The following is a 23,720-nucleotide window of genomic DNA, read 5'->3' as shown; positions in this document are numbered from 1 at the left end:
GACGGATCCGACGCCGAGGACCGGTCCACGCCGACGACCTCAGTTCAGCCCGGGGTCGTCGGGCAATGTCGACCAGAAGCGGGTGTCGCCCGCCTGACGCCGGAGCACCTCGCTCCACAGGCGGTCGGGATCGGGCGAGATCAGGTCGCCGTCCCGGGCCGGCACCACGAGCCACGCGCCCTCCGCGATCTCCTCCTCCAGCTGGCCCGTGGACCAGCCGGCGTAGCCCGCGAACACGCGCAGGCCGAGCAGCTCGCCGCCCACCGGGACGGGTCCCTCGAGATCGACGATCCCGACGCGGCCGGCCATCTGGCGCCAGCCGATCGGGCGCGACTCCATGTCGCTGACGACGCCCACCGCCAGCGCGGAGTCCATCGCGCAGGGGCCGCCCTCGAACAGGCAGCCGGGCGCATTGGCCGACTCGGCCCACCCGGGCAGGACCTCGTCGAGGTCGGACTCGAGGGGGTGGTTCACGATCACGCCCAGCGCGCCGTCCTCGTCGTGGTCCAGGACGTACACGACGCTTCGCCGGAAGGGGCCGGAGTCGATCGCCGAGGTGGCGACCAGGAGCTGGCCTCGCACCGTTGCCATACCCCCATGATGCCGGATCCGCGGTCACGCTCACCTAGACTTGCGGCATGACGGACGCGGCGCGCGACGAGGAGTTCACCGTCGACGTGCTCGCCGAGCGGGCCGGCATGACGGTGCGCAACGTGCGCGCCTACTCCACGCGTGGACTGATCGACCCGCCACGCCTCGAGGGACGCACCGGGTACTACACGCAGAAGCACCTCCAGCGCCTCGTCCTCATCCGCACCCTGCTGGGTCGTGGCTTCACCCTGGCGGCGGTCGAGGACGCGATCCTGAAGTCGCCGTCCACCGCCTCCCACGTGGCGCTCGACCTGCTGAACATCTTCGAGGTCGACGACGCCCAGGACCCCACCGAGGTGATCAGCCGGGCCGAGCTGGCCTCGCTGTCGAACGTGAGTCCCGACCACAAGCTGATCGACCAGATGATCGAGCTCGGGCTGCTGGAGCACGTCGACGACCAGACGGTGCGCATGCTGAACCCGAGCGTCGTGCGTCAGGGGGCCGCGTCGGTCGCCCTCGGCCTGAGCCCCGACAGCGTGGTCGACATCGTGCCGCACATGCGCGAGCACCTCGAGCAGATCTCCGACCGGTTCGTCCACCACGTCAGCCGCGACGTCGCGCAGCCGTTCCTCGACGCCGGCCTGCCCCAGGAGGAGTGGCCCACGGTCTTCGAGAGGATCGACCAGCTGATCCCCATCGCGAGCCAGGTGGTCGTGGCGATGTTCCGCAGTGTGCTGCGCGAGGCGATCGAGGTCGAGATCGGCCACAAGCTGGAGGAGCTGGCCGCCGAGAGCGACCAGCCGTCCCCCTGACGACTACTGCGCGCTGAGCGCCGTGGACTCCCGCTTGCTCAGCAGCTCGATCCAGGTCTTGCCCTTGGGCAGCTTCATCGCCTGGCCGTCGCGCGTGGTCAGCACGATCGTGGAGGCGTTGTTCGCCTTCTTCCACTTGGCGTTGACGCGGGTTCCGCCGACGAAGACGACCGCCTTGCCGCCGCCCTGGAACGTGGTCTCGGGCACCGGGTTCCCAGCGGGATCGGTGTAGCCGGCGTCCTTCTCGTCGGCCCACAGGACCACGAGGTTCCTGGCGCCGAACTCCTTCGCGCTGGTGCCGTTGGTGCGCTTCCAGGCCTTGCCGTTGAACTTCCACGACGTGGTGTGGCTGCGGGAGAACTTCACGGTGGCGCCGGTGACCTGCGGGCCCTTCGGCGCCGCGGCGTCGGTGGCCCACTGGAAGTAGGGGCGCTCGGGCTGCTCGTTCTTGACGTCCTTGTTGAGCCGGCCGAGGTCGACGACGACGTTGTACGGCGCGTAGCCGGCGTCGCGCGAGAGGCCGGGCGACCCGGCGTCCTGCGAGTGGATCGGGATGCCCGCGTCCTTGATGCGCGAGATCGTCCTGCCCGCGCCGCCCGAGGCGACGACCTGGCCGCGCACCGGCTTCGCGATGCCGATGTCGGTGGCGCGCATCGAGCGCACGTGGCCGACGTCGCCGGGCAGGCGCGTGTAGTAGAGCGCGGCGAGGCGCGTGATGCCGCCCTCGACGGTCTGCTCGACCACCAGGTCGGCCTGGTCGATGCTGGTCTGCGGGGCCGAGGCCGGGGTGTTGTCGACCTTGACGACGAAGACCGGGTTCGCAGGCGTCTTCTTCAGGGTGCCGCCGGTCAGCGGGTTGATCGCCGCGACCTTCGCGGCCGTGGTCTTCGCAGGCTCCTTCGGGGCGGGCGACTCCTTCTCCTCGCCTCCGTTCGAGCACGCGCCCACCGACAGCACGAGGGCACAGGTCACCGACAGCATCCGCAACTTCATGCCCCCCAGCATGCCTGAGGGGGTGTGGGCGGCCGGCCACGGCACGCCGGACCCGGGGGCGCGTCCCGGCTTGGAATCCCCGTGATTACCCTGCCCTCCTCCGGCTCGCAGGGCCAGTGTCGGAGTCCGGTGCCACGATGGGTCCATGTCCTTCGGCCCCGCGACCCAGACGTGGTTCGACGAGTCGTTCACCGCACCCACCAGCGCGCAGACCGGCGCGTGGAACGCGATCGAGAACGGCCGCCACACGCTCGTCGTCGCGCCCACGGGCTCGGGCAAGACCCTCGCGGCGTTCCTGTCGGCGATCGACCGGCTGCTGCACCGCGACCCCGAGGCCGAGCCGCGGGGCACCTCGGTCCTCTACATCTCGCCGCTCAAGGCGCTCGCGGTCGACGTCGAGCGCAACCTGCGCTCGCCGCTCGTGGGCATCTCCGGGGTGGCGGCGCGGCTGGGTCACGAGCTCGCGCCGGTGTCCGTGGGCGTGCGCACGGGCGACACGCCCCCGGCCGAGCGGCGACGGCTCCAGTCGCACCCGCCCGACGTCCTCATCACCACGCCCGAGTCCTTGTTCCTGGTCCTCACCTCCGCGGCACGCGAGATGCTCGCCGGCGTCCACACCGTGATCGTCGACGAGGTCCACGCGGTCGCGGGCACCAAGCGCGGCGCCCACCTGGCGGTGTCGCTCGAGCGGCTCGACGACCTGCTCGACTCACCCGCCCAGCGCATCGGTCTGTCGGCCACGGTCAGCCCGCACGACGAGGTCGCGCGGTTCCTCGGCGGGCGCGCGCCGGTCGAGGTCGTCGCACCCGACGCGCCCTCGCGGCTCGAGCTGTCGGTGCGGGTGCCGGTCGAGGACCTCACCGAGATGCCGCCGCGGCACGAGGGGCCGCGTGAGGGCAGCGCCGCCCGCGGCCTCGACGAGTCCCGCTCCCAGGAGGCGGGCGGCACGATCTGGCCCCACGTCGAGGAGGCGATCGTCGACGCGATCGAGTCGGCGCGCACCACGATCGTGTTCGCCAACAGCCGCGGCGTGGCCGAGCGGCTCACCCAGCGGCTCAACGAGGTCTGGGTCGAGCGCACCACGGGCGAGCGTCCCCAGCCCGACACCCGCAACCCCGCGCAGATGGGTGGACTCTCGGGGGTCTCCTCGGGGGTCGAGCCGGTGCTGGCGCGCGCCCATCACGGCTCGGTCAGCAAGGAGCAGCGGGCGCTCATCGAGGACGACCTCAAGTCCGGCCGGCTGCGCTGCGTCGTGGCCACCTCCAGCCTCGAGCTCGGCATCGACATGGGTGCGGTCGACCTCGTCATCCAGGTCTCGGCGCCGCCGTCGGTCGCCTCGGGCCTGCAGCGCGTGGGTCGCGCCGGGCACCAGGTCGGCGAGGTCTCGCGCGGGCTCGTGTTCCCCACGGGACGGCACGACCTGCTGTCCACCACGGTCACGGTCGAGCGGATGCTGGCGGGGCGGATCGAACGCCTCGCGGTGCCGGCCAATCCGCTCGACATCCTCGCCCAGCAGACCATCGCGGCGTGCGCCCTCGAGCCGATCGACGTCGAGGCGTGGTTCGAGACCCTGCGCCGCTCGGCGCCCTTCGCCACCCTGCCCCACGCCGCCTTCGAGGCCACGCTCGACCTCGTCGCCGGGCGCTACCCGTCCGACGAGTTCGCCGAGCTGCGCCCGCGCGCCGTGTGGGACCGTCACGCCGGCACCCTCACCGGGCGGCCGGGCGCCCAGCGCCTGGCAGTCACCAGCGGCGGCACGATCCCCGACCGCGGCATGTTCTCGGTGGTGCTGGCGGGCGAGGAGGGCACGGCCGGGCGCCGCGTCGGCGAGCTCGACGAGGAGATGGTCTACGAGTCGCGCATCAACGACGTGATCGCCCTCGGCGCCACCAGCTGGCGGATCATGGAGATCACCGCCGACCGGGTCATCGTCACGCCCGCGTTCGGCCTGCCCGCGCGGCTGCCGTTCTGGCGCGGCGACGCGATGGGGCGTCCCTACGAGCTCGGCGAGGCGATGGGCGCGTTCCTGCGCGAGCTGAGCGCGATGTCGCCGGCGAAGCAGCGCCGGCGGGTCGAGGAGGTCGGCCTCGACGCCTACGCCGTGGGCAACCTGTCCGCCCTCGTCGCCGACCAGTACGAGGCCACGCGCCAGCTGCCCACCGACACCACGCTCGTCGTCGAGCGGTTCCGCGACGAGGTCGGCGACTGGCGGCTCGTGCTGCTCTCGCCGTACGGCCGTGCCGTGCACGCGCCGTGGGCGCTCGTCGTCGGCCGCCGGATCGAGCAGCGCTACGGCGTCGACGGCGCGGTCGTGGCCTCCGACGACGGCATCGTCGCGCGCGTCCCCGACGTCAGTGGCGAGCCGCCGGGTGCCGAGCTGTTCGACCTCGAGGACCCTGACGACCTCGAGCCCCAGGTCACCGAGCTCGTCGGCGGCTCGGCGCTGTTCGCGGCGCGCTTCCGCGAGTGCGCGGCGCGGGCGCTGCTGCTGCCGCGGCGGAATCCCGGCGCCCGCGCGCCCCTGTGGCAGCAGCGCCGGCGCGCCTCCATGCTGCTCGACGTCACGCGCAAGTACCCCGACTTCCCGATCCTGCTCGAGACCGCGCGCGAGGTGCTCCAGGACGTCTACGACCTGCCCGCGCTGGTCACGCTCGCCCGGCGGATCCGCTCGCGCGAGGTCGCCCTGGTCGAGGTCGGAACCGACAACGCCTCGCCGTTCGCCCAGCGGCTGCTGTTCGGCTACGTCGGCGCGTTCCTCTACGACGGCGACCTGCCCCTGGCCGAGCGGCGCGCGGCCGCGCTCACGCTCGACCCCGAGCTGCTGGGTCAGCTGCTGGGGCGGGCCGACCTGCGCGAGCTGCTCGATCCCGAGGTCGTCGCGCAGACCGAGGCCGAGCTCCAGCGCCTCGTCCCCGAGCGGCACGCCAAGGACCTCGAGGGCGTGGCCGATCTGCTGCGCCTGCTCGGACCGCTCTCGGTCGAGGAGGTCGCCGAGCGCACCCGTGAGGACGTGCGACTGCAGGCCGGCGGCTGGCTCAAGGAGCTGCGCGAGTCGCGGCGCGCCATCGAGGTGCAGGTCGGCGGGCAGGCGCGCTGGGCCGCGATCGAGGACGCCGGCCGGCTGCGCGAGGCGCTGGGCACCGCGCTGCCGCTCGGTGTCGCCGAGGCCCACCTCGCCACCGGTGCCGACCCGCTCGGCGAGCTCGTGGCGCGCTACGCCCGCACCCACGGCCCGTTCACCGGCGAGCACGTCTCGCAGCGCCTCGCGCTCGGTCCGGCCGTCGTCCGCGACGCGCTGCAGCGCCTCAGCGAGTCCGGCCGGGTCACCCGCGGCGAGTTCCTGCCGGTCGCGTCGGGCGAGGCCGAGTGGGTCGACACCGAGGTGCTGCGCCGACTGCGGAACCGCTCGCTGGCCGCGGCCCGCAAGCAGGTCGAGCCGGTCGACTCCGCCGCGTTCGCGCGCTTCCTGCCGGCCTGGCAGCACGTCGGCTCGCGCCTGCGCGGCGTCGACGGCGTCCTCACCGTGGTCGAGCAGCTGGCCGGCGCCGCGCTGCCCGCCAGCGCGTGGGAGTCGCTCGTGCTGCCCTCGCGCATCAGCGACTACTCCCCCGCCATGCTCGACGAGCTGACCACCGCGGGCGAGGTCACGTGGACCGGCGCCGGCACCCTGCCCGGCCGCGACGGCTGGATCCGGCTGCTGCCGGGCGACACCGCCGGGCCCGCCACCGGCGAGCTCGTCGAGGCCGGCTCCGACACCCCCGCCGGGCGCCTGCTCGAGGTCCTCGGCGACTCGGGCGCCTGGCTGTTCGGCGAGCTCGCCGACCGCGTGGAGGGCGAGCGCGAAGGTCTGGTCGAGGCGCTGTGGGAGCTGGTCTGGAGCGGCCAGGTCAGCAACGACACCTTCGCCCCGGTCCGCAGCCTCGTGGCGGGTGGCGGCTCACACCGCACGAAGCGGCAGGCTCCACGGGCGCGGATGGTGGGTGGGCGCATGCGCGCGCCCCGTGCCGTGGTGCCTCCGATCGCCTCGGGCCGCTGGTTCTCGGTCCCACTCGGCGGGCAGACCACGGCCGAGCACATCGCCCGGGCCGAGACCCTGCTGCACCGGTACGGGGTCGTCACGCGCGGCTCGGTGCAGGCCGAGCAGACCCCGGGTGGCTTCGCCGCCGCCTACCGCGTCCTGCGCGAGATGGAGCAGAACGGCACGGCCCTGCGCGGCTACTTCGTCGACTCGCTCGGGGCCGCCCAGTTCGCGGCGCCGGGCGTCGTCGACCGGCTGCGCTCGTTCGTGCGCGACGCCGACGAGCCCGCCGACTCCCCCGCGGTCACGCTGGCGGCCACCGATCCGGCGAACCCGTTCGGCGCGGCGCTGCCGTGGCCCGATCGCGGTGGCGACGGCCACCGTCCGGCGCGCAAGGCCGGCTCCCTCGTGGTCATCCACGACGGCCGGCCGGTCATCTACCTCGAGCGCGGCGGGAAGTCGGCGCTCACCTTCAGCGACGAGCCCGTCGCGCTGGCCGCCGCGGCCGAGTCCCTCGTGCAGACCGTGCGGCGGGGCCGCCTCGGTCGGGTCACGGTGCAGACCGCCGACGGCGAGCCGGTGGCGTCCACGCCGCTGGGCGAGGCGCTGGCCGCGGCCGGCTTCGAGGCCCACCTGAAGGGGCTGCGACTCGATGCCTGAGGGCGACACCGTCTGGCGCGCCTGTCACCACCTCCACGAGGCGATGGCCGGGCACGTGCTGACGTCCACGGAGTTCCGGGTGCCGCGCTACGCCACCACCGACCTCGCCGGCCAGGTCCTGCGCGAGGTCGTGCCGCGCGGCAAGCACCTGCTGATGCGCACCGACGACTGGACGATCCACTCGCACCTGAAGATGGAGGGCTCGTGGCACCTCTACCGCCCCGCCACCCTGCGCCGCGGCGGGCGCGGGCTGCGGCGTCCGGCTCACACGGTGCGCGCGATCGTCAGCACCGAGGAGTGGTCGGCGGTCGGCTTCAGCCTGGGCGTCGTCGAGGTGCTGCGACGCGAGGACGAGGACACCGTCGTCGGTCACCTCGGACCCGACGTCCTCGATCCCGACTTCGACCGCGAGCTGGCGCTGGCGAACCTCGCGCGCCAGCCCGACCGGCCGATCTTCGTGGCGCTGCACGACCAGCGGAACCTCGCCGGCTTCGGCAACGAGTTCGTCAACGAGATGCTGTTCCTGTCGGCCGTCGACCCCCGCACCCCGGTCGCCGACGTCGACCTCGGCCGCGTGGTCGACCGTGGCGTGAAGCTCATCCGCCTCAACCGCGACCGCACCGAGCGCTCGTTCACCGGCAGCCTGCGCCCCGGCGAGCTGCACTGGGTCTTCGGCCGCACCGACCGTCCGTGCCACCGCTGCGGCACGACCATCCGCGAGATCGCCCTCGGCCCTCCCACCCAGGAGCGCCGCGTCTACTTCTGCCCGAACTGTCAGGCCCCCTCCCCCGCCTCCGGCGGGCCAGATCTGTAGCGCTGTCCACCCTTTCTCGGACTCAACCGACGAAAAGGGTGGATACCGCTACAGATCTCGCGCGGCCGGGGCCGTGGTCAGCGCTCGCGAATCAGCGGGGCGGCCAGCTGGGCCAGGGCCGGGGCCATCTGGATGCCGTAGCCGGCCTGGCCGACGTAGTGGAAGAAGCCGTCAGCCTTGGCGTCCCAGCGGGCCACGGGGTTGCCGTCGGGAGCGAACGTGCGCAGCCCCGCCCAGGCCGTGCGCACGCTGCGCAGACCGAGCGTGGTCACCGCGTTGACGGCCTCGATGGCGCGCGCGATCTCGAGCTCGTCCGGCTTGGGGTCGCCCGGCTCGTGCAGCGATGCGTCCTGCGGCGAGCACAGCACCGCACCGCCCTCGGCCTTGAAGTAGAAGCCGTCGTCGATGCCCGCCGTGAACGGCACGCCGTCCAGAGACGCGTTCGTCGAGGACTGGAAGATCGTGCGGCGCCGCGGCTCGAGCCGCAGCCGCTCGGCGCCGAACAGCGCGCCCACGACGTCGCCCCAGGCGCCCGAGGCGTTCACCACCACGTCGGCACGGAACACGTCGCCAGCGGTCGTCGTGACCACCCACTCCGAGCCCTCGCGCAGCGCCGAGGCCACCCGGGCCGAGGTCGCGATCGTGCCGCCGCGCGCCCGGAACGCGCGGGCGTAGGCGTGGTGCAGGCCCATGACGTCGAGGTCCAGCGCCGTCTCGTCCCACGCGGCGACCTTGATCTCCCCCGGCCTCAGCACGGGGCACAGCCGCTCGGCCTCGGCGCCCTCGATCAGCTGCGCCTGCGTCTCGGCCGCGAGCCGCTCGACCTCGGCGTCGCGCCCGTTCACCCCGAGCCACAGGCACGACATCGGCGACGCGACGGGCCCGTCGACGTCGAACGGCGGGTCGATCAGGTAGTCGCGGGAGGCGGTGGTCAGCTCGCGGACCACGGGTGGGCCGTAGCTGCCGATCCAGGTCGCGGCCGACCGGCCGGTGGTGTGCACGGCCAGCGACCGCTCGGCCTCCAGCACGAGGACCTCGCGGTCGGCGGCCAGCTCGTACGCGACGGCGACGCCGGAGATCCCGCCGCCGATGACGATGACGTCCATCGACCCATCATGGCCGACCCGCGCGGGAACGGCGGGTGAACCGTCAGGCCACGCCGGAGCGCGTCGCCGGAAGGTCGGCGCGACGCACCCACACCATGTCCTCGTCGAGGTCGGTGCGCCGCGCGTCCCAGCTGTCGAGGAACCAGTTCTGCCGCACCTTCCACGGCGTGCGGGCGCCCGACTTCGGCAGCAGCTCGTCGGCGCGCGCGATGTAGCCCGAGGACAGGTCGAGCAGTCGCGCGTCGTGGCCGAAGTCGGCGTCCGGGTCGGGGATGCCGTACGCGTAGCCCTTCGCGTCGAGATGGTTCAGGTAGTCGGCCACGTACTTCCAGGTCAGGTCGGCCCGCAGTGTCCACGACGCGTTCGTGTACCCGACGCACCACGCCAGGTTGGGCACGCCGCTGAACATCTGCCCCTTGTAGGTGTAGAGCTCGTGCGGGTTCACCTTGGTGCCGTCGATGCTGACGTCGATCTGGCCCAGCGCCACCAGCTTGAGGCCCGTCGCCGTGACGACGATGTCGGCGTCGAGGTGCTCGCCGGACGCCAGCGCGACGCCCTTCGGCGTGAGCTCGGTGATCCGGTCGGTGACGATCTCGGCCTTGCCCGCGCGCACCGCCTGGTAGAGGTCGCCGTCGGGCACGACGCACAGCCGCTGGTCCCACGGCTTGTACGGCGGCGTCAGGCTGTCGCGGTCGACGCCGGGCATCGACCTGCCGGTGAGTCCCAGCAGGATCGACCGCGACGCCCGCGGGAACGCGCGGCAGAACATGTAGAAGCCCACGGTCATCACGGCGTAGCGCAGTCGCGCGACCCGGTGGACGAGGCCGGCGGGCAGCACCTTGCGGGCCGCGTTGGCGACCGGGTCGCTGCCGGGCTGGCTCAGGACGTAGGTGGGCGTGCGCTGCAGCATCGTGACCTTCTCGGCGTCCTTGGCCATCGACGGCAGCAGCGTGACGGCCGTGGCGCCCGAGCCGATCACGACGACCTTCTTGCCGGCGTGGTCGAGGCCCTCGGGCCAGAACTGCGGGTGCACGACCTCCCCCTCGAAGTCCTCGAGGCCCGGGAAGTCGGGCGTGTAGCCCTCCTCGTAGGAGTAGTAGCCGCTGCAGAGATAGAGGAACGAGGCGGTGACGACCTCGGTGGAGCCGTCCTTCACCGTGCTGGTGACCGTCCAGGTGGCGTCGTCGCTCGACCACTCGGCGGTGGTGACGCGACGCCCGAACCGGATCCGGTCGGCGATGCCGTGCTTGGCGGCCGTGGTCTCGAGGTAGTGGCGGATGTCGTCGCCGTCCGCGATCGCCTTGGGGTGCGTCCACGGCTCGAACGGGAAGCTCAGCGTGTACATGTCGGAGTCGGACCGGACGCCCGGGTACCGGAAGAGGTCCCAGGTGCCGCCGATCGCGTCGCGCTGCTCCAGCACGGCGTACGACTTGCCCGGGGCTCGCTCCTGGAGGCGGTAGGCGGCCCCGATGCCCGACAGGCCGGCACCGACGATGAGGACGTCGACGTGTTCGGTCATTGCACACTCCTATGTGACATTGGTGATGTCACATTAGCAGCACGTGTGGCGCACGTCACCGGCTCGCGTCACTCGGAGTTGCGGAGCGGCTCGTGAGCCCGTTCAGCGCCGGAGCCATGACCCGTGCCCCTCTAGAATGTGCGGCATGACCGCCGTTGCCTCCGACGCGCCTGCGCCGGCACCTGCCGAAGACTCCCCGCGCTCCGATCGCGGACTGGGGATCTTCCTCGTCGTGACCGGAGCCATCGCGCTGTGGTCGTCGCTGATCCTCACGTACGACAAGATCTCGCTGCTCAAGGGCGAGGCCGCGGGCACCGCGAAGGAGCTCGGCTGCGACCTGTCGGCGTTCGTCAGCTGCAGCAGCGTCGTCAGCTCGGACCAGTCCGAGGCGTTCGGCTTCCCGAACACGTTCATGGGCATCGTCGGCTTCAGCGTCGTGGTGACGCTGGGCGTCCTGCTGGCCGCCGGCGTGGTGTTCCCGCGTTGGATCTGGGTCGGCCTCGGACTCGGCACCCTGTTCGGCATCGGCTTCGTCACCTGGCTGCAGTACCAGGCGATCTTCGAGATCGGGAAGCTCTGCCCCTGGTGCATGGTCGTCTGGGCGATGATGATCCCGATGTTCGTCGTGGTCGTCGGCCGCGTCACCGGCAGCCGCTTCCTCAAGAACTGGGCGGTTCTGATCTCGGCCCTGTGGATGGTCGCCGTCGTGGCCACGATCTGGTTCGAGTTCGGCGAGACCCTCTGGGCCTGACGCCCTTCTCCCCCACGCAACGACGACGGCCCGGCTGGTGATCCAGCGGGCCGTCGTCGTTCCTGGTGCTACTTCTTGGCGATCTTCGTGAATCCGGAGTACCGGGACACCGTGGTGTACCCCGACTTGTACGCGGTGATCCGCACGCGGATCTTCTTGCCGCGGTACTTCTTCGGGATCTTGTAGCTCGACTTCGTCGCCTTCGAGATCCGCTTCGAGCCCACGTACCACTGGTAGCGGTACGTGACCGGAGCCGGACGCCACGACGCCGAGGCTCGCAACGTGCCCTTGTAGCGGGCCGAGCCGAACACACGCGGCGTGTTCGTCGTCAGCACGCCACGGGCCACCGCACGGGTCGCCGGGCTCGAGATCGTGATCGGCGCGTACCCCGTGCGCTCACCCCGGACCTGGACGACGATCGACTTGCCCACCGCGCTCGCAGGAACGGTGTACATCGTCGAGGTGCCCTCCTGCGCGATGCGTCCGCCGACGAGCCACGTGTAGCGACGCGTCGCAGGCGAGACCGGAGTCCATCCCGTCGCACTGGCCGTCAGGCGCTGACCCACGCGCAGCGTGCCGGTCACCGCCACCTTGCCCCCGGTGAACGAGGCGCCCGTGATCCTGACGGTCGGGGTGGCGAACGACTTGGGGTTGTAACCGGCACGGATGCCCTTGACCACGGCGTGCACGTCGGAACCGATCAAACCGGAGGACGGGGTGAATGTGGCGCGCGTCTGACTGGGGATCTTCTCCCCGTCGGCGTACCACTCGTACTCGAACTTGTCTGTCAGCGGAGTCCACGTGCCTGGCACCGCGGTGAGCGGCTTACCTTGCACTCCTGACCCTTCGATCCGCGGCGTAGGCGTGGACGTGAAGTCCAGGTTCGTGACCGTCACCGTGGGAGCGCTCTCGATCGTCATCGGATCGAAGTTGAGGCGGCGAGCCGTGACCCGGACACGAATGACCTTGCCGGCCTGCGCCGCGGTGACCCGGAACGTCTCGCCGGTCTCGCCCGAGATCGGCTGGTTGTCCGCCCACCACTGGTAGGAGAAGGAGTCCGGTCGAGGCGAGAAGCTGCCGGTCGAAGCGCTCAGGGTGTCGTTGACCTGGATGTCGTTGCGCGGCTTCGTGATCGTCGGCACCGCGTTGTTCGTGAAGACGCCGTCCTGGATCGGCAGCGTGGGAGTCCACTGAGCCGATGCGGGGCTGGGGAAGGTCTCCGACCGGTAGCCGTCCTTCTTGCCCGTAACCACCGCCATCAGGCAGCGGCCCTTCTCGTTCAGCGTCGGAGCGAAGGACTGTCTGTCTGCATCGGGGATGGGTTCCCACCGCTTGAGAATGCCCTCGTTGCAGTTGGGGGTCTCGATCCAGTACCGGTACCAGCGGAAGCGCAGGTCGACGCCTCCCGGGTGCCACCCATTGTCAGCGGCGTCGTAGCGCTCGATCTGAGGCGTGTCAGGATTGAGGTCGACCGTCAGGATGTTCTGCACTCCGCGGTGACCGATGACCACAGCGGGGCGCAGCGGCTGCAGCCCGGTCTCTGCGGAGCTCGACGTGGAGCAGGTCTCAGCGGTCCGGACGCGGTCGACCAGAGCCAGCGAATCGAGGGACGCGTTGTTGGCATCGGAGATCGACAGGGTCACCGACGAGCCGGCCGTGACCGGCACCTCGAACGTCTCGACCGAGCTGAAGTGGTTGAACGGCGTGATGTCGGCGTGCAGCGGGATCGCCTGATCATCAGGCTGACGCTCGAACTCCTGGTTGATCCCGTGCCAGTACGTGATGGCATTGGTCGACATGGGCGTCGGCTCGAGCTCCACCTTGTCGATGACGCGCTCGGGAGTCTGGGCGATGTACCGGGGCCCGGCGTGCATCGCGTACTCGGTGTCACTACCCGCCCGCTTCAGAGAGATCAGATCGGACTCCGTGGTCCGCGGATCGTACGTGTGCACGCGCTCCTCGGTGCCCATCGCAACGTCCACCAGCAGGCAGGTGCCCGCGGCCTGAGCCGACACGTCGAACGTCATCGACACCGTGTCGTCACCCGCGAGGTTCGTCGACGGCTGCAGCCCTGGCACGCTCATGTTGAAGATGTCCGACGCGCGACCGGTCGACATGACGGCGTACTGCCCGTTGCCCCCGCGGCGCGGGAAGTCGTTAAACGCGCGGGTCTCGACGCCGAAGGCGATCGGGTCGCCCGCCTGCGTGACCGTGATGCCGGCCGGCAGATCGAGTGCGGTCGCCAGGGCGGCGTCGGACGCGTCAGCGTGGGCGGTCCCCACCGACGACGCCGCGAGCAGTCCGCCCAGCAGCGTGCCCGCGATGACCGGGCTGGTGTACCTGCGCATTGGATGTCCCCTCTGATCCGAAAAGCCGACGCCGGGTGCAGTTCCCCGGCGGCGGGTCATGCAGCCTTGAACTGAGCGATCGCCGCGATGATCGCGGGACCGATGACGATGATGAACAGCACCGGCAGGATCGTGCCCATGAGGGGCAGCAGCATCTTGACGGGAATCTGGTTGGCGACACCCTCCGCGCGCAGGCGTCGGCCCATGCGCATCTCGTTGGCCTGGTCGCGCACGATGTCCGACACCGGGACGCCGAACTCCTCGCCCTGCAGGATCGAGCGCACGAACTTGCGCAGCTCGTCCACGTCGGTGCGGGCGACGAGCGACTCGTAGGCCTCGCGGCGCGGCAGGCCCAGGCTGATGTCCTGGACCGTGCGGACGATCTCGTCGGCCAGCGGGCCCTTGCCGGTCTGTCCGGTGCGGGCGAGCGCGTTCTCGAAGCTCGTGCCGGACTCGATCGAGATGGTGATCTGGTCGAGCATGTCGGGCAGCGCGTACTGGATCTCCTCCTGGCGCCGCACCGCCTTGCCGTTGATGATGATGTCGGGCGCGAAGTAGCCCATGACCGGCGCGCCGATCAGCAGCATCCAGCCGAGCAGGCCGCCCTGGCCCGAGAAGATCATGATGCCGACGCCCACGCCGAAGGCTCCGAAGATGACCTTCTGCAGGAGGATCTTGGCGACGCTCGAGCCCTCGGGGCGACCGGCGAGCATGTAGTTGCGCTCGGCCTTGTCCACGATCGAGCGCGGCGTCAGTCGGTAGCCGAGACCGCTCTTCGTCGTGCCCTGGTGCAGGTCCTTCGCCGAGCCTCCGACGACGACCTCGGACTCGGTCAGCTCGCGCAGGCGCGCGGCGGCCGCCGACTCCTGCTTGCCGAAGACGCCGAGCGCCTTGAACAGCAGGCCCAGCGCGATGAAGATCGAGACGATACCGATGAGGAGCATCAGAGTTTCACCTTCGTGATGGACCGGAGCCACAGGCCACCGAGCGTGTAGAACACCAGGCTGATGATCAGCAGGATCTTGCCCGCGCCTGTGTTGAACAGCGGCATCATGTAGGCCCGGTTCACCAGCAGGAACAGCAGGCCGACGGCCACCGGCAGGCTCATCAGGATGAGCGCCGATGCCTTGCCCTCGGCGGCGAGCGACTCGACCTTCATCCGCAGTTCGTTGCGCTGCGAGATCGTCTCGGTGACGCGGTCGAGGATCTCGCTCAGGCGACCGCCCGACTCACGCTGGATCGCCACGGCCTCGGTGACCCACATGAAGTCGGCGCTCTGCATCCGCTCGGCGGTGTCCTTCATGCCGTCGATCAGATCGCGACCCAAGCGGGTCTCGTTGACGATCCGGGCGAGCTCCTCGCCCATCGGCTCGTCCATCTCGGCGGCGACGCTGCCCAGCGCATTCGGCACGTTCATGCCCGACTTCAGCGCCGAGCTGAACTGCGACATGGTCTCGGACATCTGCTGGCCGAACTTCTCGCGGCGGCGCGAGGTCTTCACGCCGACGTACATCTTCACCAGGAACGGAGCCGCCAGCAGCAGGATGACACCGAAGAACAGCGAGCTCGTCAGCGCGAGGCCCGCCGTGAACGCGACGAACGCGATCAGCAGCGTCGTGGCGACCACCGAGGTGACGCTGGACTTGATCCCGGCCAGCGCCAGCTCCTCCTCCGAGAACGGCTTGAGGCCGAACGTCGAGAGGACCTTGTCGATGAGGTCGTAGACCGGGGTCGACGTCTGGATCCGCTGACCCTCCGTGGCCACGCCGCCGGCGGCCTCGGCCCTCATCTGCTCGGAGCGCAGGTTGGCCAGGTCCGGCTGCAGCATGGCGTAGCCGAACGCCGCGACGGCGACCAGGATCGACACGACGCCGATCGACAGCAGACCGGTCATGAAGCGGACTCCTCGCGTGCGGTGAGCAGGTGCGGCGGCACGTGGATGCCGCGCTCCTCGAGCAGGTCGACCAGGTGGGCGCCGTCGCCGACGGCCTTGACGGTGCCACGGGGGTGGCCGTCCTCGTCGTAGCCGGCACCGAAGTCGAAGCGGTAGAGGTCACGCAGCACGGGCTCGTCGTCCTGGACACCGACCAGCTCGGTGACGTAGGTGATGCGGCGCGAGCCGTCGCGCAGGCGCGAGATCTGGACGATCATGTCGACGGCCGAGCCGATCTGCTCGCGGATCGCGCGCAGCGGCAGGTCCATGCCGGCCATCAGCACGAGCGTCTCGAGACGCGCGATGCAGTCGCGCGGCGAGTTGGCGTGCAGGGTGGAGATCGAGCCGTCGTGACCCGTGTTCATCGCCTGCAGCATGTCGAGCGCCTCTCCCGAGCGGCACTCGCCGATGACGACACGGTCGGGACGCATGCGCAGCGAGTTCTTGACCAGGTCGCGGATCGTGACCTCGCCGCGACCCTCGATGTTCGCGGGCCGAGCCTCGAGCTGGACGACGTGCGTCTGCTGCAGCTTGAGCTCGATGGCGTCCTCGATCGTGACGATGCGCTCGTCCTCGGGGATGAACGACGAGAGCACGTTGAGCAGGGTGGTCTTGCCGGTGCCGGTACCGCCCGAGACCAGGATGTTGAGGCGACCGCGCACGCACAGCTCGAGCAGCTCGGCCAGCTGCGGGCTCATCGACCCGTAGTTGATGAGGTCCTGGATGCTGAGCGCCTTCTTGGCGAACTTGCGGATCGTGAGCGACGAGCCGCGCACGGCCAGCGGCGGGATGACGGCGTTGACGCGCGAGCCGTCGGTCAGGCGGGCGTCAACCAGCGGCGAGGACTCGTCGATGCGGCGGCCGACCTTGCCGACGATGCGCTCGATGACGCGCCGCAGCTGGTCCTCGGAGCTGAAGGACTCGTCGGCCAGCGTCAGCTTGCCCTTGCGCTCGACGAAGATCTGCTCCGGGTGGTTGACCATGATCTCGCTGACGTCGTCGTCGTCGAGCAGGCGCTGGATGGGGCCGAGGCCGAGCGCGTCGTCCTCGATCTCGCGCATGAGCTGCGCGCGCTCGGAGGCACCGAGCTGGACGTGCTCCTCCTGCAGGATGAGCTCGAGCTCGGAGCGGACGAAGTCACGCAGCTGCAGGTCGGTCAGCGAGGCGTCGTTGATGCGCGAGCCGATGCGTCGGAACAGCGACTCCACCGAGCGCTTCTTCAGGTCGTCGAGCACCGCGGAGCGCTGCAGGACGGTCGTGGGGCGATTCGCGGTGTCGGAGACCTTCTCGGCGGCCAGCAGCCGGTCGGTGATGCTCATTCGTCCCTCCTGAACAGTCCACCTCGGCGGCGAGCGGTCTCGCCGCGCAGCTTCGCCACGAGCGCGTCGACGGCTCCGGAGAGCTCGGCCGAGCGCTTCGCCTGCGCCAGGGGCCTGCCGGTGTTGACCGACAGCGCGATGTCGACCGAGCGAGCGATCGACACGTCGACCGGCATCCGCATCGCCTGGGCGATGTCGTCGATCTCCAGGCCGGTGCCGGACTCGGTCATGTTGACCACGAGGTGGCGGTTCCGCGGCAGCAGGTCGATCCGGTCGAGCAGGTCGGCGGCACGACGCAGCGCCTTGACGCTCGACACGTCCATCGTCGTCACCATGATCACGTCGGTTGCGACCTCGAGCGCCGCCATCGTCTCGTCGGTCAAGCCCGAGCCCGTGTCGACGACGACGAACGCGTAGTCCGTGGACAGCTGGCGCAGCAGGTTGCTCTCCTGGTGCGGCGCGATCTTCTCCAGCGCCGCCGGCGACTCCGAGGCGGCCAGCACGAGCAGCTTCTCGTCGAACGCGTTGAGCAGGCCCTTCACGACGAGGGGCGGGTGCACGGCCTCCTCGGTGAACGCGTCCTCGAGGGTGTGCTGGGCGCTGATGTTCAGGACGCTCGCGACGTCGCCGAACTGGGAGTCGAAGTCGACGATCACCGTGTCCAGCGGGGCACGCCTCGACAGGGCGATCGCGAGGTTCGTGGAGATGGTGGTCTTGCCGACCCCGCCCTTGGGCGACAGCACCACGACCACGCGGTGCTCGTCGGGGTCGATCTTGACGACGGGCGCCGCGGGGACCGGCGGAGTCGCGTCGCGCTCACTGGTCGCGCCCGGCATGGCCGAGCCGATGTGACGGGCCAGCAGCCGCTCGATCTCGAGGTCGGAGGAGATCGCCGCGACCGCCTCCACGACGCCGAACTGCCGCTGCTCGGAGGACAGCGGCTCAGGGGACTCTCGGACCAGCACGACGGGGACGTCCAGCTGGTGGTCATGGACGATGTCGGCCAGCTCCATGGACTGCTCGTCATCGACGTCCTCGCAGATGACCACGAGGTCGATCGCCCTCATCGTGCCCAGCATGGAGTTGAGCGCGTGCTCGGTGAACGTGGGCTTGAGGCCCACGACCTGACGGTCTGCGACGCGCCGCAGCCTTCCCGCGTAGGGGCTGGACTCGGTGATGACGACGATGATGCTCACTTGAAGAGTGTCCCCACATCCACGGCCGAGGCACCGTCACGGTTGGTCTTCTCGTTCTGCACGGTGAGACGGACCTGTCCGAACTGGGCAGCGGCAGCCACCTGTGTGGCCTGGGAGGTGTTCACCGCGAGGGTGACCACCATGGTGTTGTCCTCGTTGGACTTGACGTTCGTGACCAGGACGTTCTGCGCGATCATGCGACTGCGCTTGTCCTTGTCCTGCTCGACGGTGGCGATGACACCGACGCGAACGCCTTCCTCGATGCGCTCCCCGACGCCGGCCGCGGCGTCGAGCGAGACCGACATCTCCTGCAGGCCGTCCGGCACGTCCGCCTTCGACGCGGCCTTGGCACCCTTCTCGTCGAAGCGAGACTCCAGCAGGAGCTCGCCCGCGACGAGGGGGACGGTGGACTTCAGACCCTCGATCTTCTTGAGGTCGTTGATGGCACCCTTCGCGGTGGCGGCGTTGGGCAGCTGGACGAGCTCGACGTTGTCCTTCACGGTCGCGGCGTCGGCATTCGCGCTGATGTCGTTCGCGACCCGGTAGACCTCCACCATCTCGGCACCCTCGAACGCGCGGTTCTTGGCGCTCGCCGCGTACGCGACGACAGCGCCGATGCCGATGATCGCGAACAGAGCGGCGGCGATGGCGGCGATCACGCGAGAGTTCATGAACCGTGTCCTTCAGGTAGTGAGTGTCAGTCGACGAGCTTGACGCTGGCGAGGCCCAGGTTGGGCGCCTCGCCGCTGAGGCCGGAGCCCGTGTTGTTGTAGAACGACCCGTACTGGGTGAAGCCGTTGAAGAGGGCGCCCTCGGACGAGCGGACGAACTGCCCGCGGACGCCGGCGCACCCGCCGCCGATGGTGGCGAAGTTGAACTTCATGTCGCAGTTGTTGGTGTAGCTGAGCGCCGAGAAGCTGGGCTGCACGCCGAAGTAGATGAACGGGTAGTTGACCCACTTGTCGACCCTGAAGGGCGCGAAGCCGAGGATCACCAGGCGGCTCGGGTAGGTCACCGAGCCCCAGAAGACCGACTTCTTCTCCACCGCGTAGATCGGCATCATGATGACGCTGCCGTTACCGACGCCGGCGAGCTTGCTCTCCATGCACGTGTCGGCGGTGATGAGCGACCAGTCGTCCAGCATGTTGCGGTAGACATCCCAGAGGTTGGCGCTGAAGTCGCAGTTCGTGTTGACGCCCGGGAAGAACGAGCGCGTGAAGTACATGGCCTGGCCGACCGAGGTGTAGCCCGAGGCCGAGCCGCGCTTGCCGTAGACCGTGGCCGCCGTCGCGCCCGTACCCGGGCAGCTGGACTCGTTGGTGCTGTAGCGGGCCCACAGATAGGTGCGCATCGCACCGGGCGACGTCGCCGAGCCCGGCTGGGCCGCCAGCCAGTCGCAGTAGGGCAGGCCCATGGGGATCAGCTTCGTGCCGACCAACGGCACGGTGCCCCACGACGCAGTGGCCTCGGCCCGGACCGTACTGGCCGAGTCGCCCAGGACGCGCGCGAAGGTGTGGTTGACATTCTTCGAGACGCGCACGGTGACCTTGCCGTCGTCGAAGACGGGGCTCTTCGTCACTCCGTCCTTGAGCGTCTGGGCCGAGACGCTGGCGCCGGCGTTCTGCTGGGCGTACCAGGTCGCGGTGCTGGGGTTGCATGACGAGGTCTTCTTGAGCGAGCAGTCCGTGGCCAGCGCCAGGACGGCCTGGTCGGCGGCGTTCTGCACCGCGGCCTTCTCACTGGAGGCGACGGCGAAGTCGATGGAGACGGCGGCCATGCCGAGCAGGGCGACCATCGAGAGGGTCACCAGGACGATCGTGGCGCCCTTCTCCTTCTTGCGGAGCCCGAACCGGCGCGACCGGGGACGAGTCGTCAGTTGCATTGCGCCACGCCCTTTCCGCGGTAGGTGAAGCTGGCACCGAAGAGACCGGTGTAGGTGGGTCGGGTGACCGTGGTCGTCACGGTGACCGCCTGGCCGGCCGTGGCGGTCGTGCAGTCGATGTTCCGGGTGACGTTGGCCGTCGGGGCCATCCCGGTCACGTTGGCTCGTGCCGTGTTCCAGTTGCGGTCGACCGCGTAGTTCCGGGCCGCGATCTGCGTCGCGTTGTTCAGCTGGGTCCGGTAGTTGAACGCCATGCCGAACTCGACGATCCCGATGATGATCGTCATCAGGATGGGGACGACGAGGGCGAACTCCACGGCCGCAACACCGCGCTCGCGCTCGCGGCGCGAACGTCGTGTCCAGGTCGTGAAGTGCAGCATCACGTCTCCTCCCTCAAGGACTCGTGGGTGGGGCGTCGGTGCCCCGGGGACGGGTGTGCCGCGCCGCGATTCGCGACGCGGTACACCCCAGGTCGGTTCGTCGTGCGAACCGCTCGGACTCAGAGACCGAGCTGGCCGCCGAGGCCGTTCCAGAAGCCGGTGAGCTCGCCACCGAAGACGGCGATGGCGCCGACGATCGCGACGGCGATGCCGGCGATGATGAGCGCGTACTCGGTCGCGGTGGCGCCCTTCTCGTCACGCTCGGACAGGACGGCGGTCAGGAAGCTGAAGATCTGCAGCATGGGTTTTCTCCTCTGTGTGTCGTGGTGAGCTCGCATACTGCAAGTCACAGATCGAAAACTAGTGGGGCTGTATCGCATCGGTGTTGCTTTCTGAGAAACAAACACGCCGAAGTTCAGAAAATGGTTCTTTGGGACTACTGAGGCTCATGTGACTGATGTGGTTTGTGTCTGGGACGGCAGGGCTAACTCGGATCAGCCGCATGGCCCGGATCAGCCACGTCCCACTGGTCACAACAGGGTGGCGAAGCGCAGCCAGTTCGCGGCGAGCGAGTCGCCGAACATCACGATGATCGCGACGAGCATGATCGCCACGCCGCTGATCAACAGCGCGTACTCCGTGGCGCTCGCGCCACGCTCTCCCCGGCGCGGGGTGGGCTGCTGCTGGTGCATGGTCGTCTCCTGGGGATCGTCGCGCCCGTCCCCGAGACGTGGGCCGCTGTGACGCTTGGGGCTGAAGGTAGTCCACCCCCGACCCGGCCGCGCCGGTTTCACCGAGAAACCGCAGGCCTTTCCGGCCGCGCCCGCGGACGAACCGGCAGACAATCGAAGGATGGACTTCCAGACCCTCGCGCTCATCTGCGTGATCGGCCTGCTCGGGCCCCTGCTGGCGGTGCCGTCGACCTGGCGCATCCCCGTGGTGGTCGGCGAGCTGATCGGCGGGCTCGTCGTCGGCGCGAGTGGCGCCGGCTGGCTCGATCCCGGCGACGAGACGTTCACGTTCCTGGCCGAGCTCGGCTTCGCCATGACGATGTTCGTGGTCGGCACGCGGGTGCCGATCCCCGAGCGCGGACTGAGGTCGGCGCTCGTCGTCGGGGCGGGCCGGGCGGCGCTCGTCGGCGTCGCTGCGGCCGTGGCCGGCGCAACGCTGGCCTGGGCGTTCGACTCCCCTCACGCCGCGGTGTTCGCGGTCCTCATGGCCTCGTCGTCGGCAGCGCTGGCCATGCCGGTCCTCGAGGACGAGGAGTTCGACGGACCCCATCTCGTCCCGATGCTCACGCAGATCGCCGTCGCCGACGTGGCGTGCATCCTCGCGCTGCCGCTGGCCATCGCGCCGGACCGGGCCGCGGAGGCCGCGCTCGGCTCGCTGTTCGTCGTGATGGCCGGCGTGGCCCTGTTCCTCGCCCTGCGCACACTGGAGGCCCGCGGCATCTGGGAGGCCGTGCACGAGGAGAGCAAGGAGCGCCGGTTCGCCGTCGAACTGCGGTTCAGCCTCATCGTGCTGACCGCCATCGCGGCACTCGCGGTGGCCACGCACGTCACCGTGATGCTCGCCGGCTTCGTGTGCGGGCTCGCGATCGCCGCCGTCGGTCCCCCGCGGCGACTCGCACGCCAGCTGTTCGCCCTGGCGGACGGCTTCCTCGGCCCGGTGTTCTTCGTGTGGCTGGGCGCCTCCCTCGACCTCACGGGCCTGCTCGACGAGCCCGGACTGATCGCCCTCGGCGTCTGCCTCGGCCTCGGCGCGCTCCTCACCCACCTCGTCGTGCGGCTGACCGGGCTGCCCGTGCCGCTCACGGTGCTGACGGCCGGCCAGGTCGGGGTGCCCGTCGCCGCTGCCGCCATCGGCACGCAGACCGGCGAGCTCGAGGGTGGGCTGCCGGCGGCGCTGATCCTTGGGGCACTCCTCACCGTGGCGGCGGTGTCGGTCGCGGCGCGCTTCCTGCCCTCCCCGACCCCGGCGGACTGACCGTGCCCACCCCGACCGGCAGACTGGACCCATGAACAGCTCGAGCGACTCCGCCGTCGCCGTCTACCTGGACTTCGACAACATCGTCATCTCGCGGTACGACCAGGTGCACGGCAAGCAGTCCTTCTGGCGCGACCGCGACGCCGGCTTCGACGACGCCAGGCTCAAGGCGGCCGAGGTCGACGTCCACGCGATCCTCGACTACGCCTCCTCCTTCGGGCGGCTCGCACTGACGCGCGCCTACGCCGACTGGTCGATGCCGGTGAACACCCGCTACAAGAAGCAGCTCGTCGACCGCGCCATCGACCTCATCCAGCTCTTCCCCGCGTCGGGCTCGAAGAACGGCGCCGACATCCGGCTCGCCGTCGACGCGCTCGAGGACATGGCACGGATGCCGCAGGTCGGCACGGTCGTGCTGGCCGCGGGCGACTCCGACTACATCCCGCTGGCCCAGCGCCTGAAGCGGATGGGGCGCTACGTCGTGGCCGTCGGCGTCGCGGGCGCCACCAGCCGTTCGCTGGCCGCCGCGTGCGACGAGCTGCTCACGTACGACAGCCTGCCGGGTCTCTCGCAGGGCTCAGACGAGGTCGAGGAGACCGCGCCCCCGGCGAAGAAGGCCGCGAAGAAGACGGCCAGGAAGTCCACGAAGGCGGCTCCCGAGGCCGATCCCGAGGCCGATCCCGAGCCCGCTCAAACGCCCGCCGTCGCGCTCAAGCCGATCTTCGTGGCCGCCGCCCCCGACTCCGACGACGAGCAGGACGACGAGCGCGCGCTGGCGCGCCAGGCCACCCGCCTGCTGCTGCGGGCGATGCGCCTGCTGGGCGAGAAGGACTCGGACGACGAGTGGGTCCACTCGGGGACCGTGAAGAGCCAGATGAAGCGCATGGACTCCTCGTTCAACGAGAAGGACCTGGGATTCAAGTCGTTCACGGACTTCCTCAAGTCGCGCAAGTCCGCTGTCGAGGTCGACGAGTCCGGCCAGACGCGCAAGGTTCGGCTGCGACCCGGCCACTGAGATTGGCCCCGCGTGGGACTTATGCCCTAGACTGGACACGTTGCATGGCATGACTCAGCAGATTGATGGTCGAGCCTCTCTTCGAGGCTTATCGGTTTTCTCTTTGGTTGGTAGTGACGCGTGACATCCAGCCGCACGCGACTCACGAGTGCGCACAACTCCCAAGGAGACAACATGGCTACCGGAACTGTGAAGTGGTTCAACGCTGAGAAGGGCTTCGGCTTCATCGCCCCCGACGACGGCGGCGAGGACCTGTTCGCGCACTTCAGCGAGATCCAGGGCAACGGCTACCGTTCGCTCGAGGACAACCAGAAGGTCGAGTTCGAGGTGACGCAGGGCCAGAAGGGCCTGCAGGCCGCCAAGATCCGCGCGATCTGAGCTTTCGCAACGCGAGAAC

The 23,720-nt window shown here is 70.0% G+C and carries 21 protein-coding genes; 7 read left to right on the top strand and 14 right to left on the bottom strand.

What is annotated here, in order from left to right:
• Positions 1–39 precede the first annotated feature (39 nt).
• Positions 40–591 carry a YqgE/AlgH family protein gene (locus ACGWYL_RS09440; RefSeq protein ID WP_179426003.1) on the bottom strand — a complete coding sequence of 184 codons (552 nt, stop codon included), beginning with the start codon at positions 589–591 and terminating at the stop codon, positions 40–42.
• Positions 592–638: 47 nt separating this feature from the next.
• On the opposite strand from ACGWYL_RS09440, the gene ACGWYL_RS09435 reads away from it, so the two are divergent.
• On the top strand, positions 639–1,403 hold the full coding sequence (locus ACGWYL_RS09435) for a MerR family transcriptional regulator (RefSeq protein WP_269305605.1): 765 nt from the start codon (positions 639–641) through the stop codon (positions 1,401–1,403).
• Between the two features lie 3 nt (positions 1,404–1,406).
• Here ACGWYL_RS09435 and ACGWYL_RS09430 read toward each other — a convergent pair whose 3' ends face one another.
• Positions 1,407–2,396 carry a DUF3048 domain-containing protein gene (locus ACGWYL_RS09430; protein ID WP_395487028.1) on the bottom strand — a complete coding sequence of 330 codons (990 nt, stop codon included), beginning with the start codon at positions 2,394–2,396 and terminating at the stop codon, positions 1,407–1,409.
• Between the two features lie 145 nt (positions 2,397–2,541).
• Here ACGWYL_RS09430 and ACGWYL_RS09425 point away from each other — a divergent pair, with 145 nt between their 5' ends.
• Together ACGWYL_RS09425 and ACGWYL_RS09420 are read left to right on the top strand one after the other, a co-directional pair.
• Positions 2,542–7,074, top strand: coding sequence for an ATP-dependent helicase (locus ACGWYL_RS09425; protein WP_395487027.1), 4,533 nt, complete (start codon positions 2,542–2,544; stop codon positions 7,072–7,074).
• On the top strand, positions 7,067–7,888 hold the full coding sequence (locus ACGWYL_RS09420) for an Fpg/Nei family DNA glycosylase (RefSeq protein ID WP_179426011.1): 822 nt from the start codon (positions 7,067–7,069) through the stop codon (positions 7,886–7,888). Before ACGWYL_RS09425 ends, ACGWYL_RS09420 begins: the two co-directional genes overlap by 8 nt.
• Positions 7,889–7,965: 77 nt before the next feature.
• Here ACGWYL_RS09420 and ACGWYL_RS09415 read toward each other — a convergent pair whose 3' ends face one another.
• Both ACGWYL_RS09415 and ACGWYL_RS09410 read right to left on the bottom strand, forming a co-directional pair.
• Positions 7,966–8,994 (bottom strand): FAD-binding oxidoreductase, encoded by a 1,029-nt coding sequence (locus ACGWYL_RS09415; RefSeq protein WP_179426013.1) that lies wholly within the window; start codon positions 8,992–8,994, stop codon positions 7,966–7,968.
• A 43-nt stretch (positions 8,995–9,037) separates the two neighbouring features.
• Positions 9,038–10,513, bottom strand: a complete 1,476-nt coding sequence (locus tag ACGWYL_RS09410; protein ID WP_395487026.1) for a flavin-containing monooxygenase — start codon at positions 10,511–10,513, stop codon at positions 9,038–9,040.
• Between the two features lie 145 nt (positions 10,514–10,658).
• Between ACGWYL_RS09410 and ACGWYL_RS09405 the strand changes: the two genes are divergently transcribed.
• A complete protein-coding gene (locus tag ACGWYL_RS09405; RefSeq protein ID WP_395487025.1) occupies positions 10,659–11,264 on the top strand; it encodes a vitamin K epoxide reductase family protein in 606 nt (201 codons plus the stop codon).
• 68 nt (positions 11,265–11,332) lie between these two features.
• Here the strand turns inward: ACGWYL_RS09405 and ACGWYL_RS09400 are convergent, their stop codons facing one another.
• The 10 genes from ACGWYL_RS09400 to ACGWYL_RS09355 form a co-directional block, all read right to left on the bottom strand.
• Positions 11,333–13,612 (bottom strand): hypothetical protein, encoded by a 2,280-nt coding sequence (locus tag ACGWYL_RS09400; protein ID WP_395487024.1) that lies wholly within the window; start codon positions 13,610–13,612, stop codon positions 11,333–11,335.
• Between the two features lie 56 nt (positions 13,613–13,668).
• The gene (locus ACGWYL_RS09395; RefSeq protein WP_269305589.1) at positions 13,669–14,556 is read right to left on the bottom strand and encodes a type II secretion system F family protein; all 888 of its coding nucleotides are present in this window, start codon (positions 14,554–14,556) and stop codon (positions 13,669–13,671) included.
• The gene (locus tag ACGWYL_RS09390; protein WP_269305587.1) at positions 14,556–15,506 is read right to left on the bottom strand and encodes a type II secretion system F family protein; all 951 of its coding nucleotides are present in this window, start codon (positions 15,504–15,506) and stop codon (positions 14,556–14,558) included. The genes ACGWYL_RS09395 and ACGWYL_RS09390 overlap by 1 nt, the downstream gene beginning before the upstream one ends.
• Positions 15,503–16,864 carry a CpaF family protein gene (locus tag ACGWYL_RS09385; protein WP_179426032.1) on the bottom strand — a complete coding sequence of 454 codons (1,362 nt, stop codon included), beginning with the start codon at positions 16,862–16,864 and terminating at the stop codon, positions 15,503–15,505. The genes ACGWYL_RS09390 and ACGWYL_RS09385 overlap by 4 nt, the downstream gene beginning before the upstream one ends.
• Entirely contained in the window at positions 16,861–18,060 is a 1,200-nt protein-coding gene (locus ACGWYL_RS09380; protein WP_179426034.1) for a CpaE family protein, read from the bottom strand. The genes ACGWYL_RS09385 and ACGWYL_RS09380 overlap by 4 nt, the downstream gene beginning before the upstream one ends.
• The gene (gene cpaB / locus ACGWYL_RS09375) at positions 18,057–18,731 is read right to left on the bottom strand and encodes a Flp pilus assembly protein CpaB (RefSeq protein ID WP_179426036.1); all 675 of its coding nucleotides are present in this window, start codon (positions 18,729–18,731) and stop codon (positions 18,057–18,059) included. The genes ACGWYL_RS09380 and cpaB overlap by 4 nt, the downstream gene beginning before the upstream one ends.
• Before the next feature lie 26 nt (positions 18,732–18,757).
• A complete protein-coding gene (locus ACGWYL_RS09370) occupies positions 18,758–19,942 on the bottom strand; it encodes a TadE/TadG family type IV pilus assembly protein (RefSeq protein ID WP_395487023.1) in 1,185 nt (394 codons plus the stop codon).
• Positions 19,933–20,322 (bottom strand): TadE family protein, encoded by a 390-nt coding sequence (locus ACGWYL_RS09365; protein WP_223303439.1) that lies wholly within the window; start codon positions 20,320–20,322, stop codon positions 19,933–19,935. The genes ACGWYL_RS09370 and ACGWYL_RS09365 overlap by 10 nt, the downstream gene beginning before the upstream one ends.
• Positions 20,323–20,441: 119 nt before the next feature.
• Positions 20,442–20,624, bottom strand: a complete 183-nt coding sequence (locus ACGWYL_RS09360) for a Flp family type IVb pilin (RefSeq protein WP_218845863.1) — start codon at positions 20,622–20,624, stop codon at positions 20,442–20,444.
• 228 nt (positions 20,625–20,852) lie between these two features.
• Complete coding sequence (locus tag ACGWYL_RS09355; RefSeq protein ID WP_395487022.1) at positions 20,853–21,014, bottom strand: Flp family type IVb pilin; 162 nt, start codon at positions 21,012–21,014, stop codon at positions 20,853–20,855.
• A 160-nt stretch (positions 21,015–21,174) separates the two neighbouring features.
• Here ACGWYL_RS09355 and ACGWYL_RS09350 point away from each other — a divergent pair, with 160 nt between their 5' ends.
• The 3 genes from ACGWYL_RS09350 to ACGWYL_RS09340 all read left to right on the top strand — a co-directional run bounded on the left by ACGWYL_RS09350 (position 21,175) and on the right by ACGWYL_RS09340 (position 23,701).
• Positions 21,175–22,308, top strand: coding sequence for a cation:proton antiporter (locus ACGWYL_RS09350; protein ID WP_395487021.1), 1,134 nt, complete (start codon positions 21,175–21,177; stop codon positions 22,306–22,308).
• A gap of 31 nt (positions 22,309–22,339) precedes the next feature.
• Positions 22,340–23,323, top strand: a complete 984-nt coding sequence (locus ACGWYL_RS09345) for an NYN domain-containing protein (RefSeq protein ID WP_269305576.1) — start codon at positions 22,340–22,342, stop codon at positions 23,321–23,323.
• A 174-nt stretch (positions 23,324–23,497) separates the two neighbouring features.
• Positions 23,498–23,701: a cold-shock protein gene (locus tag ACGWYL_RS09340; protein WP_179426048.1), complete on the top strand. Its 204-nt coding sequence runs from the start codon at positions 23,498–23,500 to the stop codon at positions 23,699–23,701.
• Positions 23,702–23,720: the final 19 nt, after the last annotated feature.

It is taken from the genome of Aeromicrobium sp. JJY06 (genome assembly GCF_044069275.1).
In the GTDB taxonomy this organism is placed as follows: domain Bacteria; phylum Actinomycetota; class Actinomycetes; order Propionibacteriales; family Nocardioidaceae; genus Aeromicrobium; species Aeromicrobium tamlense.
This window is presented reverse-complemented; position numbering and strand designations above follow the sequence as displayed.